Annotated in this window: 14 protein-coding genes and 1 pseudogene; 6 read left to right on the forward strand and 9 right to left on the reverse strand. The window is 48.4% G+C overall.

The annotated features are described in order from the left end of the window. Positions 1-58 precede the first annotated feature (58 nt). From C400_RS0124975 to C400_RS0124985, 3 genes are read right to left on the reverse strand one after another with little or no spacing between them, the layout of a single operon-like run. Positions 59-667 carry a pentapeptide repeat-containing protein gene (locus tag C400_RS0124975; protein WP_017428636.1) on the reverse strand — a complete coding sequence of 203 codons (609 nt, stop codon included), beginning with the start codon at positions 665-667 and terminating at the stop codon, positions 59-61. Positions 668-705: 38 nt separating this feature from the next. Then, on the reverse strand, positions 706-1215 hold the full coding sequence (locus C400_RS0124980) for a MarR family winged helix-turn-helix transcriptional regulator (protein ID WP_016822737.1): 510 nt from the start codon (positions 1213-1215) through the stop codon (positions 706-708). Further along, a complete protein-coding gene (locus tag C400_RS0124985; protein WP_017428637.1) occupies positions 1205-3577 on the reverse strand; it encodes an ATP-dependent DNA helicase in 2373 nt (790 codons plus the stop codon). The genes C400_RS0124980 and C400_RS0124985 overlap by 11 nt, the downstream gene beginning before the upstream one ends. A gap of 168 nt (positions 3578-3745) precedes the next feature. Here C400_RS0124985 and C400_RS0124990 point away from each other — a divergent pair, with 168 nt between their 5' ends. After that, complete coding sequence (locus C400_RS0124990) at positions 3746-4822, forward strand: diguanylate cyclase (protein WP_017428638.1); 1077 nt, start codon at positions 3746-3748, stop codon at positions 4820-4822. 134 nt (positions 4823-4956) lie between these two features. Continuing rightward, positions 4957-5130 (forward strand): aspartyl-phosphate phosphatase Spo0E family protein, encoded by a 174-nt coding sequence (locus C400_RS26480; protein ID WP_013373596.1) that lies wholly within the window; start codon positions 4957-4959, stop codon positions 5128-5130. Positions 5131-5193: 63 nt separating this feature from the next. On the opposite strand, the gene cidR is transcribed toward C400_RS26480, so the two are convergent. After that, on the reverse strand, positions 5194-6099 hold the full coding sequence (cidR, locus tag C400_RS0125000; protein ID WP_025366094.1) for a cidABC operon transcriptional activator CidR: 906 nt from the start codon (positions 6097-6099) through the stop codon (positions 5194-5196). Between the two features lie 131 nt (positions 6100-6230). Between cidR and C400_RS0125005 the strand changes: the two genes are divergently transcribed. Next, positions 6231-6602, forward strand: a complete 372-nt coding sequence (locus C400_RS0125005; RefSeq protein WP_016822733.1) for a CidA/LrgA family protein — start codon at positions 6231-6233, stop codon at positions 6600-6602. Further along, positions 6599-7276: a CidB/LrgB family autolysis modulator gene (locus tag C400_RS0125010; protein WP_016822732.1), complete on the forward strand. Its 678-nt coding sequence runs from the start codon at positions 6599-6601 to the stop codon at positions 7274-7276. The genes C400_RS0125005 and C400_RS0125010 overlap by 4 nt, the downstream gene beginning before the upstream one ends. Before the next feature lie 152 nt (positions 7277-7428). On the opposite strand, the pseudogene C400_RS0125015 reads toward C400_RS0125010, so the two are convergent. The 3 genes and pseudogenes from C400_RS0125015 to C400_RS0125025 all read right to left on the reverse strand — a co-directional run bounded on the left by C400_RS0125015 (position 7429) and on the right by C400_RS0125025 (position 11460). After that, positions 7429-9131 (reverse strand): annotated as a pseudogene (locus tag C400_RS0125015) (glycerol-3-phosphate dehydrogenase/oxidase). Between the two features lie 227 nt (positions 9132-9358). Next, entirely contained in the window at positions 9359-10849 is a 1491-nt protein-coding gene (gene glpK, locus C400_RS0125020) for a glycerol kinase GlpK (protein WP_026065518.1), read from the reverse strand. A 53-nt stretch (positions 10850-10902) separates the two neighbouring features. Beyond that, positions 10903-11460 carry a glycerol-3-phosphate responsive antiterminator gene (locus C400_RS0125025; protein ID WP_017428640.1) on the reverse strand — a complete coding sequence of 186 codons (558 nt, stop codon included), beginning with the start codon at positions 11458-11460 and terminating at the stop codon, positions 10903-10905. Between the two features lie 247 nt (positions 11461-11707). On the opposite strand from C400_RS0125025, the gene C400_RS0125030 reads away from it, so the two are divergent. Then, positions 11708-12205, forward strand: coding sequence for a DUF1036 domain-containing protein (locus C400_RS0125030; RefSeq protein ID WP_016822728.1), 498 nt, complete (start codon positions 11708-11710; stop codon positions 12203-12205). Positions 12206-12301: 96 nt separating this feature from the next. Here the strand turns inward: C400_RS0125030 and C400_RS0125035 are convergent, their stop codons facing one another. Continuing rightward, a complete protein-coding gene (locus C400_RS0125035; RefSeq protein ID WP_017428641.1) occupies positions 12302-13255 on the reverse strand; it encodes an alpha/beta hydrolase in 954 nt (317 codons plus the stop codon). 259 nt (positions 13256-13514) lie between these two features. On the opposite strand from C400_RS0125035, the gene C400_RS0125040 reads away from it, so the two are divergent. Further along, positions 13515-14150: an NAD(P)-dependent oxidoreductase gene (locus C400_RS0125040; protein ID WP_016822726.1), complete on the forward strand. Its 636-nt coding sequence runs from the start codon at positions 13515-13517 to the stop codon at positions 14148-14150. 111 nt (positions 14151-14261) lie between these two features. On the opposite strand, the gene C400_RS0125045 is transcribed toward C400_RS0125040, so the two are convergent. Then, positions 14262-15422 carry a cation:proton antiporter gene (locus C400_RS0125045; RefSeq protein ID WP_017428642.1) on the reverse strand — a complete coding sequence of 387 codons (1161 nt, stop codon included), beginning with the start codon at positions 15420-15422 and terminating at the stop codon, positions 14262-14264. Positions 15423-15538 lie beyond the last annotated feature (116 nt).

The following is a 15538-nucleotide window of genomic DNA, read 5'->3' on the forward strand; positions in this document are numbered from 1 at the left end:
CTCCAATTCTCCAGCACGGGGTAACACAGGTCGAGACAGCCCCTGTATCTCCGTGCTTTTAACCATCTACCTTGGCTCCATAGGAGCGGGCCACTGCTACGGCCTGCTCGATATCTAGCTTAGCTCCGGTGATGTCCAAATCTTTAAAATTCACGCCATCCATCTTCGCACCGCGCAGGTCTGTTCCTTGAAGGTGGGCTTTGTGCAGCCTTACCCGAGTAAGATCCGCCTCCCGCAAATCTGCCTTTTCCAGATGGCATTCGGATAAATCAGCTTCCTTGAAGCGTATTTTTCGCAAATCCTGTTTTCTTAAATCTGCATGACGTAAGTTCGTATAGGACCAGTCTCCGCCCGTAATCGTGATCCCATCCATATTTGCCCCTGCAAAGTCTGAACCTACCAGCTTACAGTTATCAAACCGGACTACAAACAGATTCGTGCTGGTGAATAGACAATTGGTAAAAGCGGACTCCTTGTAGTGAGATGCATTCAGGATGGCTCCGGTAAAATCACAGTCCACAAAGGTACAACCTTCTACAAGAGACTCATTCATCTCTACACCCCGAAAGCGACAACGGGTAAACTCGCAATTTCTCCACTCGCCTTCTCTGGCATCCATTGAGCCAAAATCACGGCCTTCATAGACCTCATCTGTATAAAAGAACATATTTCCCTCTCCTATTCCTTATCCCCGACATCAGGGATTCAGCTTTTCGGCAACGACCGCTCAAAACCGTTTTTCATTTTTCCAAGCAAACCCTTCATCATCTTATGATCCTGTGGCGTAAACTCAGACATGCATGACCGAATCAGCTTCGTATAATAAGGGACTATCTTACTTAATAGCTCTCGTCCTGCCTCTTTTAAGCCGACAGTCACCATCCGTCCGTCACTCTCATGAGCCACACGTTCAATCATGCCATCTCGCTCTAATCCGTCGATCAACCCCGTCATGGTTCCACGCGTGACATCCGCTTTTTCCGCTAACTCCGATGGTGTCATGCGATGCGGCGCATGGCAATGCAACAGACTAAGAACAATAATCCGGCCCTGAGAAGCCCCCAACTTGGTCAAATCTGTATCCATTTCCCTGAAAATACCGTTAGCCAAGCGCGCAAATGTCACAAAAGTCTCTATATTATCTACTTCGGCATCCTCATGTCCAAAGCTACGCAGCACCCCGCGTATGGAATCATTATGAAAATTAAAATTCATAGTCCATCCATTCCTTCCTTAATCCCGCTTGTTCCGTCAAACGGTAGCTTTTCCATTCGTCTGGCAGCAAAGAAGCATATGGCTCCTTGGCAAAACGATCATCTACCAGGATCAGCAGCCCTTCGTCATGCTCTGTGCGAATAAGTCTGCCACCTGCCTGAAGAACCTTGTTCATCCCCGGATATACATACGCATAGTTGAAACCATTTCGTCCCTGTTCCGAAAAATAATCCCGCAGCACGTCCCGCTCCGCTCCAATTTGCGGCAAGCCGACGCCGACGACCACTACCCCGTTTAAGCGATCACCCGGTAAATCGACGCCTTCAGCAAACACACCCCCCAGTACGGCAAACCCAAGCAGGGTACGCTCTTGCCCAGGCTGGAAGGTGTCCAGGAACCGATCACGCTCCGGTTCGGTCATACCTGGACTTTGTACCAACGTATCTGCAGACACGTCCCGAAGCATGAACTCCTCGTATACCTCACGCAGATACGGATAAGACGGGAAAAACACAAGGACGTTCCCTTTCCGCTCCGCAACCAATCCAGCCAGCATATCGGCAATCGCCCCTTTGGAACGCTCACGATCCCGATAACGGATGGAGAGCGGCAGCAGGCGTACATCCCATTGCTCCTGATGGAAAGGGGAAGGGACCTGTAACGTATAGTCTTCCTCGCTTGCTCCGAGCATGTCCCGGTAATAAGCAAGCGGTGTCAATGTCGCCGAAAAATATATAGTTGAGCGGTAGTTCTTTACAGCCTGTCCCAGCAAATGCGAAGGATCGAGGCAGAACAGCTTGATCCTCACCTCACTGCGCCCCGCTTCAATATAAGTAACGTAACGTTCATCGTATAGAGCAGCGATTCGCAGCATATTTTGAGCGGTAAAATACGTATCCAGAAGCAATGCGTAGGCCGTCCCCTCACTGCTTGCGCGGCTTGTACTGCTCCCCGCCACCAGTTCACGTTCAGCTGCCTCCACAAAAGGCACTAACAGCTCTAGCACCCCTTGCGGTGCTGATGTTTCCACTGCTTTTCCTGTATCTGCATGCAGCTTGCGCAGCGTAATCATATGTGCGTTCACTGCACTCGCAGCCGCAGCAATCTCAGGGCTAAGCAACTTAAATTCTCTCTTCAGTTCCAGAAAAGAAGATTTCAGGATTTCCGCCGAAAACATGTCCCGACCGCGTTCCACCAGATTATGCGCCTCATCCACCAGCACAACACCTTTTCGCTTGTGCTCCTCCAGCAATCTTTTCAGAGAAATCCGTGGATCAAAAACATAATTATAATCACTGATTATACCATCCGAGGCATACGCCACATCTAGCGAAAATTCAAAGGGACATACCTTATGCTTGCGCGCATAATGCTCAATCACCGCCCGCGTCATTAACGTCTCATTCGCCAAAATATCGGACACCGCACCGTTAATCCGGTCGTAATAGCCCTCGCACATGCTGCATGCTCCTGCATCGCAATCATTTTCATGCTTGAAGCAAATTTTATCCTTCGCCGTCAACGTTACCACATGCATGTGCAGCCCTCGGGCCTGCATTCGGGCATATGCCTCTTCAGCTGCTGCCCGAGTGGTGGTACGCGCCGTTACATAATATACTCGCCTAGCCAGTCCTTCGCCGATCGCCTTAATCGCAGGATACAAAGTGGATACCGTTTTACCGATACCTGTGGGTGCTTTGGCAAACAGGTTAACCCCTTCGGCAATCGTCTTATACACCGAACCCGCTAGAGTTCGTTGACCTGAGCGATATGTGTCAAAAGGAAACTCCAACATAACAATACTGGTATCCCTCTTCTCCGCATGTGCTCTCAGCAGGAATGCATACGGTGCATAACCAGCAATCATTTCCTGAGCGAAAGCCTCCAGCTCTGCAAAAGCTAGCATCCGTCTAAAGCGGCGAATATTTTCACTGTGTGCTTGTACATAAGTAAGTTGAACTTGCATGGAATGATGCTGTTCCTCACGAGCAATCATATAGGCATACAGAAATGCTTGTGCCCAGTGCACCGGCTGGCCGTCCCCCTGAATATCTTCGAGGGGCTGAGAGATTGATTTAATTTCATCAACCGTCCATACGCCATCCAGCTCAATCAGTCCGTCACAGCGGCCTTCAATGATAAACAATTCACCCTCATACAAAATTTCTGTACGTAAATGCACCTCTTTGCGGTCATGCTCCTTGTAACCTTTCTGGATAACCTGATGCACGCGAGTTCCTTCCTGCATACTGCTATTCGAACGAAAGCCGCTCTGAATGCTGCCACTTCGATGCACATATTCCACAAGTGGACGCACCGAAATGTGAATTGGTTCCTTCATACGATCACCCGTTCCGGTCATAGTCCTTACACTGTACCACGTAGATCAACGAAACGTAAGGGACATAAGCATCGTTTGTGGTCGATTGGTATTCATTCATATCTAATTTTTACCGAAATATAGAAACGAGGCCTTTTTCTTTATTCCCAACGATACTACAACTCACATTACAGCATAAAGGACAGGGATATGTTAAAAGAATTAATTAACAATTTTGCGTTATTAACGAGCTTCTTATTCTTTGGAAATTTATTTTCCCGGAAATATGAACGTTACCTGAAAAACCACGCACTCATTCATCGGGTAATGAACGGTTTAATGCTGGGTCTGTTTGGCATTCTGTTAATGATGACCGGTTTATGGATCCGTGGGTACATTGTGGTTGATCTGCGCCAATTGGCGATTATCATATCTGTTTATATGGGAGGATCGGTATCTGGACTACTGACCACTCTGATCATAAGCCTGTACCGTATTTACATCACTGGAGGTTGGACGGATATTTCTTTGACTGCTACTGTCAATTGCTTCATGACATTAGTCGTTTCACTTATCTTTATTCGAGAAAAAAGGCTAACACTCAGCAAATGGATGTCAGCCGTGCTTGGAGCTGTTGTTGTGTCGCTGTTATCTACTTTCTTTGTGGCTAATCCTCCGAATTCGGAAACTATTATAATAATCACAACCGTTAAGATGCTTGGCGGCTTGTTCACTTATTTTATGATGTCCCATATCAAAAAAACAGAACGGGCTATTCATCTGCTGGAAGAAGCTGCAAACCGGGATCATTTAACCGGGTTATACAGTCCGCGTGCTTTTGATGCGCTGTTCGAAGAGGTACTTCATGCTTCCAAGACTACAAAAAAACCCTTTGGACTCGTGATGCTAGATATTGACCACTTTAAAAAAATTAATGATACGTATGGCCATTTGAACGGAGACACCGTCTTAAGCCAACTGGGAATTCTGTTAAACCGGGAATCTACAACAAGAGCATATCCCTCCCGTAAGGGCGGAGAGGAATTTGCAATTTTACTCGGAGATTGTGATACCGAAAAGGCGACAAGCTTTGCCGAGAAGATTCGGAAAGCTGTGGAAAATGAATGTTTTCTCTTGAATGACGGAACCATAATCTCTTTAACCGTATCCATCGGAGCAGGCAGTTCTCCTGTCATTGCATCAAGGCACTTACTCGAAAAAGCAGACGAAGCATTATATGAAGCTAAACGGTCAGGACGCAATCAGGTAAAGTTGGCAAAACCATAATTATTAGTCGCTAAATGTCAGGAAAGCTGGATTAATGTTAATAAAAAGTGGTAAAATGGAAATAACATCGTTATCAAAAAAACTTCTGCCGCTAGTGGAGACATGCCTTACAATCGACATGGGGGGTGGGCTTTGTGAACCTCGAACAATTGGAAAAACTCATGGAAAAAGAACGCCGTGAACTGAATCGCATGGCTGACTTACACGGATTAAGAGATGAACGTGTATTGGACAAATCCTCCAGGCTTGACCGTATTATGGACAAGTACCTTCACACCAAGCGCGCAATCAACCAAACACACTCATAAAAGCAAGCTACTTCGCTGCCCCTCAGGGCAGCTTTTTTATGATGTAAGCCACTTCCGTCCTTCTCACCGACGACTTCCGCCATATTCTGTCCGCAACAATCGCTGTGTGAAGGATATCCACTCTCTGGCAGCAAAGGACAGATACCGATCGTTCCGCCAAATCATCCCCAAATGCCAAGGAATGACAGGGTCCACCAGCGGAAGAACACGCAAACGTTCGGAATCCAAATCCCGGCATATCGCCTCCGGCAATAACGCTACTCCCAGGTTGGCAGCAACCATTTCGCTAATCAAATCCCATTGAGAGCTTTCGTAGACTACACGCGGCTGAAAGCCGGCACGAACACATTCGGCAATGATACGGTCATGCAGCGTAAAATCCTCACGGAACAGCACAAACGCCTCCTCTGCTAACGCAGATAGCGGCACCTCCTTGCACTCAGCCAATGCATGTGTAGGATGAACGAGCAGATTCAACTTTTCCTCCACAAATAGGAATGTCTCGAACATATCTCCAACCGGTGGCAGCACAATCACCCCGATATCCAGCGCGCCAGCTTCTACGTCCTGCTCCACTTTCTTCGCTCCATCCTCGAACAATTGAATCGTCACATCGGGAAAGGCCTTGTGAAATTCACCAATGACACGCGGAAAAAAGCTCGATCCGACCATAGGAGGCAGACCAATGCGGATATGTCCTTTTTTCAGGTTCATCAAATCACTCAGTTCCGAGGACAGGCTCTGAAAGGACTTCACAATCGCTTGGGCCTGAAGCTCAATGACCTTGCCCGCATCCGTCAGTTCGATTTTTTTGCCAATCCGATCGAACAGAGTAACTCCCAATTCTTCTTCCAGGCTTTTAATCGTCTTACTGATCGTCGGCTGGGTAATAAACATGCTCTGGGCTGCCTTCGTAAAGCTGCGCAACCGCGCGACTTCCAGAAAATATTGCAAATGTCGGATATCCAAAGCTACACCTTCTTCCATAGACAAACGGAATAGACTTCATTCTTTATATGCATTTTACTCATGAAAGCTTGTGATGTAAAATTTCATTACAGTTTGAAAATAACGGATCTCGAAGATAGGAGACTTTATATATGAAAAGCTTCATACGCGGTGTCCTTCAGATCGCCGTCCTGATGGCCTTTTCGCTCATCCTGAACGCGGTGGTCTCCTGGCTCCACCTGCCTGTACCCGGTAGTATCATCGGTATGCTGATTCTCTTTATTCTGCTGCAAACGGGCGTGGTTCGACTAAGCTGGATCGAGGTTGGCGCTAACTGGTTGCTGGCCGAGCTGCTATTATTCTTTATTCCCTCCGCTGTTGGTGTTATGAATTATTGGCCGATGCTGGAACACGACGGCATGAGCATTATGCTGGTCGTGCTGCTCGGCACCTTCCTGGTGATGGCCTGCACAGGTATGATCGCCAGTCTGCTTGGCAAACGAAAGGAGCATAAATCATCATGACCGGTCTTCTATGTATTATATTAACACTTGCTATTTACTGGATGGCCAAACGCATGTACCGCACATTGCCCAAGGTGTATTTGTCCCCATTGCTCATTACACCTGTGGTTATCATTTTGATTTTGACGCTGACGGGTGTGAACTACCGTTCTTATAATTCAGGCGCTCATTTTCTATCCATGCTGCTACAGCCAGCTACGATTGCATTTGCTGTCCCTTTGTACCGATATTTCCCTGTGTTAAAGAAACACGCGGCTCAAATCGTGCTTAGCGTGTTATCTGGATCTGTCGTAGCCGTGCTGTCCTCCATGGCGCTCGCCAAGTGGATGCACCTGGACTCCTCGCTGCTGAGCAGCCTGATTCCTCGCTCCATTACGACACCTATTGCGATGAATGTATCGCAAACGATTGGCGGTAATCCGACGGTCACGGCTGTATTCGTTATTCTGACCGGATTGAGCGGTCTTATTATCGGCCCGATGATTGTCAAACTGTTTCGGATTGAAAATGAGGTTTCACGCGGGGTATTGCTTGGTACCGGTGCTCATGGTACGGGTACTTCCAAAGCGTTCGAGTTCAGTTCGTTGACAGGTACGATTTCCAGCATCTCGATGGTGCTCGCCGCTCTCTTTACCTTGGCGGCTGCCCCATTCCTGTTCCACCTGATGCTGTAAGCCATCTGTATACAATGAAGCAGCGATTCTCTTATGAATAGAGAATCGCTGCTTTTGTTTTGTTAGGACCCTTTTTCGCTTAAAGCAGTGGTGAGAAACGAAACGATTGTAGAGAAGCGGAGCGGTAAAGGATACGCATCCCTCACGTTGTATCAGATGGCTTTAACAGCGCTGGGTTCCGCCTCTACCTCTACAGGTGTCACAGCTTCATACAGATAAGCATCCAGCTCAGTCGTATATTGGCGTTCTTGCTCGGCGCTCCAGCCTGCGTACTCGGACATCCATGCAATGACAGCCTGCTTCCAGCGCTTCACCTCGTCAATCTGAAAGAACAGTGCTCCAGTGCGACGTATGAAAAAGTCAGACGGTGTCACCGTCATTTCCTGTTCCATCGCGTACAATAGCGGAACACGCACTTCTATAGGCAACGCCGCTTCCGTCTCGGTGGCGTTCTTCATGCTCCGTGTCGCTATGGCGAACAGTCGCTCCACATTTGAGCCATAGCGAGCAGCCCATGCTCTGGCGGTTTCTGGTGACAGACCGAGCGCGGCACCCGCTGCGGCTTGCTTGCTCACGAAAGCGTCCCAACCCGCCGAACCGCCTACATTGCCGCCCGAAATCAGGATATGCCTCGTGCGGCATGCCCGAAAGCTTTGCCCATGCAAGCGGCCCAGCCCCCGCACCGCGCGATCCACGACGAGTTCGGACATTTTCCGGTAGCCTGTCAGCTTGCCGCCTGCAATCGTGATCAGACCTGAACGGGATTCCCAAATTTCGTCCTTACGTGAAATTTCCGAAGGGCTTTTACCATCTTCATAAATGAGCGGGCGTACCCCTGCCCAACTGGATTCCACATCTGCAACTGTCAGCTTCACATCCGGGAACATCCCGTTGATCGCTTGAAGCACATACGCCCGGTCTTCGGCGGTCATCCGGGGATGCGACGTATCCCCCTCATATACCGTATCGGTCGTACCTGCATAGGTTTTGCCATCACGCGGGATCGCGAATACCATGCGTCCATCCGGTGTATCGAAGTACACTGCCTGTTGAAGCGGGAAGCGCCCAGCATCGAATACCAGGTGGATACCCTTCGTCAGGCGAAGCACCTTGCCCTCTTTGGAGCGATCCATTTCCCGCAATGTATCTACCCATGGCCCGGCAGCGTTAATGACCAGCGAAGCCCTGATCTCGTAGGGCTTTCCCGTGATCCGATCGGTTACACTGGCGCCGCTTATTCGTCCGCTGTCATACAGCAGCTTATCAGCTTGGCATAGTTCACGGCCAGCGCCCCTCGTGTAACGGCTTCCTTCATCACCTCAATCGTTAGGCGAGCATCATCTGTGCGGTACTCCACATAACTACCGCTTCCCTTCAGTCCTTCTCTCTTCAGCAAAGGCTCGCGCTCCAGCGTAGCCTGGATGTCCAGCATGCGGCGACGCTCACTACGCTTCACGCCAGCGAGGAAGTCATACACCAGCAGACCAATCGAGGTGGTGAATGCATTAAATGTGCCACCCTGGTGAAAAGGAAGCAACATACGCTCCGGAATGGTCACATGAGGGCCATTTTCAAATACGATAGCTCGTTCCTTCCCGACCTCGGCTACCATCTTAACCTCAAATTGCTTCAAATAACGAAGACCGCCATGCACCAGCTTGGTAGAACGACTGGATGTCCCTGCTGCAAAATCCTGCATTTCCACCAGAGCCGTCTTCAAACCACGATCCGCAGCGTCCAGCGCAATTCCCGCCCCTGTAATGCCGCCACCAATTATTAAAATATCAAAATGCTCACGCCCCATACGTTCCAAAACAGCCGTTCTCTCCTGTGCAGCAAATCCCTGTTCTCCCATCATCTATCCCTCCAATTTCGTACATGTCTGCTTTGCCATCTGACACCGAATCACCAAAAGATACAAAAAAAGACCACGAACATCGCTGCGGCGGATGCCGAGCGGTTCATGGTCTCTCCAAGTCTCCTGACGAGTATTAACTTATCTATATCGTAGCATACACAGTACACGATGAAAAGGGGAATCTGCCTGTTGTCAGCTGACTGCCTACTGTCGTAAAACCACCTTTACTTGAACGCCATCGCGGCATGGACTGCCTTTTTCCAGCCGCCATATCGTTCAGCCCGCACTTCTTCACTCATGGTCGGAGTGAAGGTTCGGTCACTCTGAGCATATCCCCGGACTTCATCCAAACTGTCCCAGAAGCCGACTGCCAGCCCTGCCAAATACGCCGCCCCCAGTGCCGTTGTCTCGTTCACAGCAGGTCGTTCCACGGGCAGATCGAGAATATCGCTCTGGAACTGCATCAGGAACTCGTTCATCACTGCGCCCCCATCTACACGCAATGAGCGCACAGGTACACCCGATTCGCTCGCCATGGCGGTTAGAACATCTTTGGTCTGGTAGGCCAGCGATTCCAGTACCGCTCGTATAAAATGCTCCTTGGATGTTCCCCGTGTTAAGCCAAAGGTCGCGCCGCGCACATCACTGTCCCAATACGGGCTGCCAAGACCCACAAAGGCTGGGACAAAATATACACCCTCCGTTGAGGTCACCCGCGCCGCATACGCTTCACTGTCTTTGGCCTCGCGGAACATACGCAGCCCGTCACGCAGCCACTGAATAGCAGACCCGGCTACAAAAATGCTGCCCTCCAACGCATACTTCACCTGACCGTTCAACCCCCATGCAATGGTCGTAATCAGTCCATGCTTCGATTCACAGGGTTCATCTCCGGTATTCATCAGCATAAAGCAGCCCGTACCGTATGTATTTTTAATCATGCCTTTGTCAAAGCAGCCCTGACCGAACAAAGCTGCTTGCTGATCGCCCGCCGCTCCGGCAATGGGAATTTCCTGTCCAAAAAAATGATAATCCACCGTATTCGCATATATTTCGGAGGATGACCTCACCTCCGGCAGCATAGACGCAGGAACGCCGAGAATATCCAGCAGCTCCTCATCCCATTTCAGCTCATAAATGTTGTACATTAGCGTACGAGCAGCGTTGGAATAGTCCGTTACATGCGCTTTACCGCCAGACAGTCTCCAGATCAGCCAGGTATCGATTGTACCGAACAACAGCTCTCCGCGTTCCGCCTGGGCTCTCGCTCCTTCAACGTTGTCGAGTATCCATTTGACTTTGGTACCCGAAAAGTAGGGATCAATGAGCAGCCCTGTTTTGCTATGAAAAGTTTGATCAAGTCCACGGCCTTTCAAGTCCTCGCAAATCCCGGCCGTTTGCCGTGACTGCCATACCAGCGCATGATATACCGGCAGGCCTGTATGTTTATCCCACACCACCACAGTTTCCCGTTGATTGGTAATGCCAATTCCAGCAATTTGACCGGCTTTCACACCTGATTCCGACAGACAAGAGGCGATGACAGCCAAAATAGAGCTCCATATTTCATTCGCGTTGTGCTCTACCCATCCCGGCTGGGGAAAATACTGCGGAAACTCCCGTTGTGCCTTGTACACCACTTTCCCCTGCCGATCAAACAAGATGGCCCGCGAACTAGTTGTGCCCTGATCCAAGGCAAGAATGTACTGTTCCATCATTTTTCAGTCTCCTTGCTTTATGTATGTTGCCTACTTGATTCAAATAGAAGCTATCGCTTATAGTGCTCAAACAGTTGTTTATTGGAGGTGGTAACTGCTGTAGCTCCCGCTGCCAACGCCGCCTCCACATCCTCAGGGGTACGTATAAGTCCGCCAGCCAAAATGGGAATCCCTGTACGTTCACTGACCTCCGCAATCATCGGTGGCACAACACCAGGCAGCACCTCAATATAATCGGGGCGCGTTTTTTCCACCAGTGCGTAGCTTTTTTCCAGCGCAATCGTATCCAGCAGGAACACTCGCTGTACAGCAAGGATTCCCTTTTTTTTGACGGTTGCAATCACCCCGGAACGGGTCGAGATAATCCCAAATGGCTTAATCTCCTGACACAAATACTCAGCGGCATACTCGTCATTCTTCAAACCTTGCACCAGGTCGGCATGCAGAAGCATCTGCTTGTTGCGGCTCCTTGCCATCTGGTACAAGTTGCGCAACTGCGCTACATGCGTATCCAGAAAAACAGCATACTCATAAGAGCTGTCCAAAATATCCTCCAACTGCTTCATGTGCTTAGCTGCAGGTAAAATGCGTTGTCCCTGAAATGGCATGGATATCCTCCTTAGGCCGAATGGCGGTCAAATTCGTTCAAATTTTATATTATCACTCTGGTCGACGAACGTGAAGCGGTTCCATAAGAATATCCCTTTACACTCCATATATTCCTTTATTTATAAACCACATCCATGGATCATCTCATGTTCTTTTTTTGTACTTTTTGGTTGTCCGTATGTCTATTACTTTTTCAGAGAATTCGCATAGATTGATATTAATCTTTCATAGAATGGAGTGAATAGAATGGGTTTTTATGTTCGTAACAGTACGTCTAACCCTATTTCAGTTGCCGTTGGATACTATGATTCTGGTTGTAGTCCTATCACCTATGCTAAGAGAGGGTGGTACCGTATAGAACCCGGTAGACGCGCATTTCTTGTAGCTGGATCAGCCGCAAACCAAACGTTTTATGTCTACGGACATGACAGTTTTGGTAATTCGTGGGGTGGTGATTTCTACACAGATGTTCCTAGAGAGGCTTTCACAAGATGCTGGATAGCAAGTTGCCAGGGCCAGGGCTGTAGAAGTGTGGGGTTCGAGGAGATCAATGTTGGCAATTTTGAAAACTACACTCTAAACCTTGTAGATAGTACCCAAAGTGCATCTAAGTCAAGACGTACTCTAGTGGCGAAAAAAAGAAAAACCAATTTTAAATTAGGGAAGTTCAGCTTTATAAAATCACCTGGAAAATTAGGGAAGTTAGGCAAGAATAGAAAACCGCTATATGGTAAACGCAAATAGAATTATATAAACAGAACCAAAAGAAGCACCTCCCGCCATGAGCTGGGAGGCGCTTCCTTACATACTAACTGTGTATTCCTTCACTCGTCTATACAATTAGCCCCCAAACCCTTGGCGCAGCCACGAGGTAGCAAGCGTGATCGCACCGCGCTTGGCCGCGGTTTCCGACAATGGGTTCAGCATCACAAAATCGTGTATGATGCCCTGAAAGCGTACAGCGGTTACATCTACCCCAGCTTCACGCAGCTTGTTCGCATAAGCCTCCCCTTCATCACGCAACACATCGGCCTCGCCTGTAATAACCAGCGCACGCGGTAGCCCTTTGAGCTGGTCCGTGGTGGCACGTAACGGGGACGCCGTGATCTGCGCTCGTTCGTTAGGATCTGTCGTATATTGATCCCAGAACCATTGCATCCCTTCACGGCTCAGGAAATACCCTGTGGCGAACTCATGGTACGATTCCGTATCAAAAGAAGCGTCCGTCACCGGATAGAACAGCAACTGTTGCCGAATGGCAGGGCCACTGCGTTCTTTGGCCAGCAGAGTTACAGCTGCAGTCATGTTACCACCGACACTATCTCCGGCGATCGTCAGCGTATCGGACTTCAGCCCATGCTCGCGCCCATGCTGTGCCACCCATTGAACGACCGCGTAAATTTCCTCAATCGCCGTCGGATATTTAGCTTCAGGTGACAAGCTGTATTCAGGGAATACAACAGCTGCCTGTGAGCCTACTGCCAATTCACGAATCAGACGGTCATGCGTATGAGCATTACCGAATACCCAGCCTGCTCCGTGGATATATACAATGACCGGGAGATCACCTGTCACCTGTTGTGGACGGACAATTCTGACCTTCACCTCACCGCCAGGGCCACCTGGAATCGACAGATCCTCCAGATCTGCGGCAGGTTTATCTGCTGGACCGGATTGAACCTCATTGACCGTTTCACGTCCTTTTTCAGGACCCAAATCATACAGAAACGGAGGCTTGGCATTATCGTCTGCGAATTTTTGCGCTGTGGGCTCCAGCTGTACTTTTTTACTCATATCGTTTCACTCTTCCTTTCTTATTTGCGGTCTACATGTATTCAATATAGTTTACATTTATTCATTCAGTATCACCTTATATTTAAACGAGTTCCTCTCTTTCCAATCGGAGGACTCTATTTTGCCCAAAGAAGAGCTTGACTTTTATTTTATGTTGTAACTATAATAGTTACATATTAAAGTTCAAGTATGAACATCATACAACGCATGAATTAAGCCAATAAATCATCCAAATTATTTTTTAGGAGGCTATTCTATTATGAAAATTGCAGTTATTGGTGCAGGCGGTAAAGCAGGAAGTAATATCGTAAAAGAAGCATTAGACAGAGGGCATGAAGTAACCGCCATCGTCCGTGACCCAGCTAAAGTAACGGATAATCGTGCAGCTGTAGTACAAAAAGACGTTTTTGACCTGAAAACAGATGATCTGAAAGGTTTTGACGCCGTTGTTAATGCTTTTGCCGCTCCGTTCGGACAAGAGCATCTGCATGTAGATGCAGGTAACGTGCTAATTGAGGCTCTCCGCAATGTATCCGGTACTCGCCTGATTGTCGTAGGTGGTGCAGGCAGCTTGTTTACGGATGAATCTCAGACACTCTTGGTCAAGGATACTCCCGACTTCCCTGATTTTGTATATCCAACAGCTCATAACCAAGGAAAGAACCTGGACATTCTACGCGGTACCAGCGACCTGAACTGGACGTTTATTAGTCCTTCCGCGGAATTTGCTCTCGGCCAACGTACAGGCTCTTACCAAGTGGGCAAAGACACACTACTGGTTAATTCCAAAGGTGCAAGCTATGTCAGCTATGAAGATTATGCAGTTGCCGTAGTAGACGAAATTGAAAAACCACAACATTTGAATCAACGTTTCACCGTCGTATCCGAGTCCTAATTCTACGACCGAACCGAACATTCCAACATAAAAAGACCCTTCGATCACTTTCCATCCTGCTTGGAAAATGAATCAGAAGGGTCTTACTGTATGTCTGGTTCGTCCAATCTTCTACTGTTTAACTCGGCTTACAGTCTTCCTGTCACTAAAACTTAGCTTAAGAATTGGAGGTGCAGCCAAAGTCGTCAAAATAACGGCAATGATGACTGATGTAAAATACTGTTGTGCCAGCAGACCTGTTTGCAGCCCGGTGGCTGCGATAATAAGCGCAACTTCTCCGCGAGATATCATGCCAGAACCAATCGCAAGCGAGGAACGGGTATTAAAACCTGTCAGCCGCGCGCCGATGCCTCCTCCGACCAACTTCGTCACCAGTGCTATCAGGGTCAAAACAACAACAAACCCAAGCTGCTGCCCCACTCCCTCAAAAGATACATTTAAGCCAATGCTGACAAAAAATACTGGCACAAAGATGGAATAAGCGATGGGCTCTACCTTTTCTTCTACGACATGCTTAAAACTTGTTTGCGAAATGGCAATCCCGGCAGCAAAAGCTCCGATAATACCCGCCATACCCATCAAATCTGCAAAATATGCAAAACCGAAGCAAATGACCAACGCAGAAGTAATCACAGCTTCGGTCACTTTGAGGGGGGCAAGTATTTTCATAATCCATGGAACAACAAACCAGCCACCCAGAATAGCCCCTACGAAGAAGATCAGCTTCTTGCCAACAAGAAGTCCCAGCGAGGTTTGCCCACCCATGCCGAATATACTCATCACTACCGCAAGCAGCACTACGACAAGCACATCATCCAGTACGGCTGCACCTAAAATGGTCGAGCCTTCTCGAGTATTCAGCTTGTTCATATCCTTGAGCACCTGCACTGTAATGCTTACGGAAGTAGCGCTCAAGACAATCCCCAAAAACCATCCTTCATGTACTGAAAATCCAAAGGCTTCACCGACTGCAAAACCACAGAGCAACGGCAAAATAATCCCCCCGACCGCCACTGCTACCGCAGGCTTCCAGTTGCGCCGAAGCTGATCCAGATCCGTCTCCAGCCCGGCAATGAACATCAACAGCAACACGCCGATTTCAGACATATTATGAATCAGCGAATCATTTTGTACCCATCCCAAAACTGCCGGGCCCAGCACGATACCAGCGATCAGCTTCCCCAATACCGCAGGTTGACCGAGCTTAACCGATAAATGACCGGCTACTTTTGTAAACAACAGAATCAACAGAAGATACAATATAAATTGCATAGGTTAATAACCTCCTTTTATTTAATCCTTGACCTCATTTGCGCATCATCTACAACATTAAAGAAAACGGATAATCATAAAATGCAGAACAATCGTCCAAAATATGTGTCTGACCT

It is taken from the genome of Paenibacillus sp. ICGEB2008, from assembly GCF_000307675.1.
GTDB classification, from domain to species: domain Bacteria; phylum Bacillota; class Bacilli; order Paenibacillales; family Paenibacillaceae; genus Paenibacillus; species Paenibacillus polymyxa.